The organism is Streptomyces himastatinicus ATCC 53653, from assembly GCF_000158915.1.
Taxonomy (GTDB): Bacteria; Actinomycetota; Actinomycetes; order Streptomycetales; family Streptomycetaceae; genus Streptomyces; species Streptomyces himastatinicus.
The window spans coordinates 9,671,071-9,672,814 of sequence record NZ_GG657754.1 but is presented as its reverse complement, the minus strand read 5'-3'; the positions used below and the strand labels follow the sequence as shown (position 1 = coordinate 9,672,814).

The following is a 1,744-nucleotide window of genomic DNA, read 5'->3' as shown; positions in this document are numbered from 1 at the left end:
TGCGCGGCCCGGTCAGGCCGAAGGGGGTGACGCGTACGTGCACCAGATGGCCGAGGCCGTCGGCGCTCGCCTCCGCGCCGCCGGGGGTGCCGTCGAGCAGGATGTCGGCGCCCTCCAGCAGACGGCGCAGCCCCGCCGCGCCCTCGGGCGCGGCCGTATCGAGGGTCACGACACGCTTCCCGGCGTGCCAGTGGGCGAACGCGTCGCCGCCCTCCTCACGCCGGGTGGCGTCGCCTTCGGGCGGTTCGACCAGCACCACCTCGTAGCCCAGTCCGACCAGCAGCCGGCCCGCGAACCGGGCGAACGGGCTGGTGAGTTCGACGACCCGCAGGGCAGGCTCGGTCACGTTTCCTCCGCGCTGTGTCAGCCGTGTCAGGTGATGTCAGGTGTTCTGCTGGTTCAGGAAGCCGGAGACCACGGTGTAGTAGTCGTGGGGGCGTTCTTCCTGGAGGTGGTGCGAGACGTCGTTCATCACGTGGAGATTGCCCTTGGGGATCATGCGGGCCAGCATCAGCGGATAGTCCGGGGTGAGGAAGGCGTCGTACATGCCCCACATGAAGAGCGTCGGCGCCTGGATGCGGCCGAGCGCGCCGGTGAGGTCCTGCCAGTCGCCGCGCGGGTTGTCGGAGGCCCCGGCGAGCGCGGTCTCCTCCGGGTCCAGGCTCTGTTCGTAGCGCATCGTCACCGTGGCATCGGGGATGGCCTCCGGGTCGTACCACTCCAGGCGCGCCATCAGCTCGCGCATCTTCTGCCACGACGGGCCGGTCCCCCCGTAGTACACGTCGCGGGCGTTGCGCCCACGGCCGCCGCCTTCCGGCAGCGGGGCGAGCGGGCCGTGGAAGACGGGCATGCTGCCGGTGATGACGAGGGACCGGACCCGCTCGGGGTACAGAGCGGCCAGGTTGAGCGCGATGGTGCCGCCCCAGGAGTTGCACACGAAATCGGCCCGCTCCAGGCCGAGGGTGTCCATCAGCGCCACGGTCTTGGCGGCGTGGTAGTCCCACATGGGGCCCTTGATGACCGGCTTCGCGGACTTGCCGTACTGGAGGATGTCCACCAGGAAGCACCGGCGGTCCGCGGCGAAGAGCCGCGACACCTGGCCGAAGTCCGACCAGCCGGTGCACCCGGGGCCGCCCCCGTGGAGGAAGACGGTGGGGCTGCCCTGCCCCGTCTCGATGTAGTGGTACGTGTCGCCGTCCGCGTCCGCGTAGGCGCCCGCCGGGGGCGACTGGATGTCCATGAGGTCCATGCACCGATGGTGTGGTGGCGGGTGCGTCGCGCCCAAGCGATCCGGTCCGCTGAGCGGGCCGCCGGGGGCGGCCCGGCGGAACGCGGGTCAGGACAGGTCGAGCGCCACCTTGCCCACCGCGGCTCCGGTGCGCAGCCGCTCCACCGCCTCGGCCAGCCGGTCGGGTGTGTAGCGCTCGATCGGCAGGGTCAGCTCCCCGGACATCAGGTCGCCGAGCATCGCGTCGGTGTCGGCGGCGACCTCCTTGCCCCGCGACATCAGGTTGACGGGCAGCAGCGCCACATCGGCCAGCAGCCAGTCCGCGAGGTCGATGGCCAGCTCCCGTCCGGCGGTGTAGCCGACCAGCACGGCCCGGCCGCGCGGGCGGACCAGCCCGAGGGCGTCCCGCAGCACCGGGCCGCCGACGGTGTCGATGAGCGCGTCCACCGGCCCGCCCACGGCCTCGGGCGACAGGTCCGAGGCCAGCACCGCCTTGCCGGGGGCCGGGACATGGGC

Annotated in this window: 3 protein-coding genes; all 3 read right to left on the bottom strand. The window is 72.5% G+C overall.

Annotated features, from left to right (window positions below):
* Positions 1-346 (bottom strand): CoA transferase (locus SSOG_RS40875; protein WP_039939950.1); only part of this gene is annotated, 346 nt, incomplete at its 3' end.
* 36 nt (positions 347-382) lie between these two features.
* Positions 383-1,249: an alpha/beta fold hydrolase gene (locus tag SSOG_RS40870; protein ID WP_009720187.1), complete on the bottom strand. Its 867-nt coding sequence runs from the start codon at positions 1,247-1,249 to the stop codon at positions 383-385.
* 87 nt (positions 1,250-1,336) lie between these two features.
* A partial coding sequence (locus tag SSOG_RS40865) for a zinc-binding dehydrogenase (RefSeq protein ID WP_063631620.1) occupies positions 1,337-1,744 on the bottom strand: 408 nt, incomplete at its 5' end.

What these genes read in the sequence shown, in the direction of transcription:
- SSOG_RS40870 (WP_009720187.1), bottom strand. Translation starts at nt 1,249, where the DNA reads ATGGACCTCATGGACATCCAGTCGCCCCCGGCGGGCGCCTACGCGGAC.